Origin of the sequence: Microbacterium sp. BF1 (assembly GCF_019279095.1) — a bacterium.
Lineage (GTDB): Bacteria > Actinomycetota > Actinomycetes > Actinomycetales > Microbacteriaceae > Microbacterium > Microbacterium maritypicum.
This window is the reverse complement of sequence record NZ_JAGYWT010000435.1, coordinates 1-2,069: the sequence shown is the minus strand read 5'-3', so window position 1 is coordinate 2,069 and position 2,069 is coordinate 1. Positions and strand designations below refer to the sequence as shown.

General features: G+C 66.8%; 4 protein-coding genes and 1 pseudogene. All 5 read left to right on the top strand.

From position 1 onward, the window contains the following. The first annotated feature begins 275 nt into the window (after positions 1–275). Positions 276–656, top strand: a complete 381-nt coding sequence (locus KZA10_RS13290) for a flagellar basal body protein (RefSeq protein WP_218683113.1) — start codon at positions 276–278, stop codon at positions 654–656. Further along, a pseudogene (locus tag KZA10_RS13285) lies at positions 653–1,042 on the top strand (flagellar basal body rod protein FlgC); the annotation flags it as partial. The gene KZA10_RS13290 and the pseudogene KZA10_RS13285, both read left to right, overlap by 4 nt. A gap of 2 nt (positions 1,043–1,044) precedes the next feature. After that, on the top strand, positions 1,045–1,278 hold the full coding sequence (locus tag KZA10_RS13280; protein ID WP_229779042.1) for a flagellar hook-basal body complex protein FliE: 234 nt from the start codon (positions 1,045–1,047) through the stop codon (positions 1,276–1,278). A 357-nt stretch (positions 1,279–1,635) separates the two neighbouring features. Next, complete coding sequence (locus KZA10_RS13275) at positions 1,636–1,902, top strand: hypothetical protein (protein ID WP_141387896.1); 267 nt, start codon at positions 1,636–1,638, stop codon at positions 1,900–1,902. A gap of 9 nt (positions 1,903–1,911) precedes the next feature. Then, the coding region (locus KZA10_RS13270) for an alpha/beta fold hydrolase (RefSeq protein WP_218683114.1) at positions 1,912–2,069 on the top strand (158 nt) is incomplete at its 3' end.

Genomic DNA, 2,069 nt, shown 5'->3' with positions numbered 1-2,069 from the left:
CGTCGGCGGCCGCCCGAGCGTGATGACGCCCGAGCGGATCGCGACCGCCGAACGGATGCGAGCCGAGCACCAGAGCTGGGAGAGCATCGGACGCGTACTGGGGGTTGGGGCCTCCAGCGTGCGGCGGGCGTTCTCTAATGCGGCGCCCGACCCGCGGATGTAGAACGCGTTGGCTCACAACGTGACCGGCGTCGCTGACGCGGCGCGAGCTTCCCGGCTTACAACGCTCTAACCGATAGAGCAGGGAGAGCACGGATGGCTCGCAAGACTCGGCCATGGATCGGCCACACCAGCCACACACGGGGAGCCGGTTCGTTTTCGATTCTGTGACCATCAACGCGCTGACGAGCGCGCTCGACAGCCTCGCGCAGCGCCAGCGCGCGATCTCCGACAACATCGCCAACATCAACACTCCGAACTACCACGCCAAGCGTGTGCAGTTCGAAGAGGCGCTCGCACGCTCGATCGATGCGGGCGACGGTCGGGTCGGCGCGACGGTCGGCACCTCGCTCGAGCCCACGCGCCTGAACGGCAACAACGTCAACCTCGACACCGAGACGCTTTCCAGCATCGACACGATGCTGCGCTACCAGTTCGCGACGCAGGCCGTGAACGGCTCGTTCACATCGATGCGCACCGCGATGAGGACCTCATGACCTTCGATGCGATCGGCATCGCCGGCACCGGACTGACGGTGCACCGCAAGTGGCTCGACGCCATCAGCGACAACATCGCCAACATCAACACCGCCGCTCCGAGCGACGGTGCGGCGTTCCGTGCCCGGTACATCCTCGCCCAGACGAGCGATCAGTCGCCCGGCGTCTACGTGGCCGGCACCGCGCAGGGCAGCGCGCAGGGACGCCTCGTGCACCAGCCCGACCATCCCCTCGCGGACGCGGACGGCTACGTGCGCTACCCCGATATCGATCTGGGTGACCAGATGAGCCAGCTCATCCTCGCCCAGCGCGGCTACCAGGCCAGTGCGGCCATCGTGGACCGCGCACGCAACTCCTACGAATCCGCCCTGCAGATCGGACGCAGCCGATGGCCTCGCTCGCCGGCATCGAAGCCGTCTCCTCCGGGTTCACGCTCTCAGCGCCCGCCCCCGCATCGGCGAAGGCCACCGACGACACCGCCTTCGCGAGCAGCGTCACCGGTGCCATCGACGAGCTGCGGTCGCTGCAGTCCGAGTCGGACACGCTCAAGGTCGCCGCAGTCACCGGCGACCTCGATGACATCCACTCCGCGATGATCGCGTCCTCCCGCGGGGCTCCCTGACGAAGCGGACACCGCGCAAGCCCGTACGACATGACGCCCTAGCTATAGAGATTGCAGGCGAGCTAGATCAGAGCACCGCGCCAGACAGCACAACGGGCCTGGAAGACTTAGCGGCCAGACCCGTTGCCGTCAGCAGGGTCCAGGCCGACACTCCCGAGGTTACGCGCCCCACAGCCGAATATCGACGGCAGAGAATACGGGACGCTGCCAGGTGCGCGCCCTGAGGTTCCCGTGGTGGAGGTCGAAGGACGCACTCCAAGCGAGAGTTGACACCTACGTGTCAACGCGCGCGACGGCTCTCGCGGGCGCGTGTCGGAGGGGCGGCGTATGCTGGAGAGGTAGACGGAAGGGGATCTCATGGCTAAGACGGCAGTCGCCCCCGAGATCGTGGATTTCGACCCGATGGTCTACGACATCATGCGCGAGACCGCGACGGAGTTGCGCGGCGAGTACATCTGGCTCTCGGACCACGCTGAAACAGCCGCCGAGCGCGAGGCGGCCACGGCCGCGCACATCGCCCTGTGGCAGGACGTGAACGGCGTGCGCGGGTCTGACCTGGCGATGATCAAGGCGAAGACCGACGAGTACCGGTCTCGTCTGCGCCAGCTGCGCGCGACTGCGTGAGCTGGAGGGATGATCTCAGCGCGGACGAGACCGGTACTCGTCGGTCTCGAATCGATAGACCTCGTTGCCCACTCGGCGGGAACTCGGCTCGCACTCGCCACGGCAACGCAGTTTCCAGATCGGGTACGCTCCATGGCACTCATAACGCCCCCGGCAACCTGGCTGAC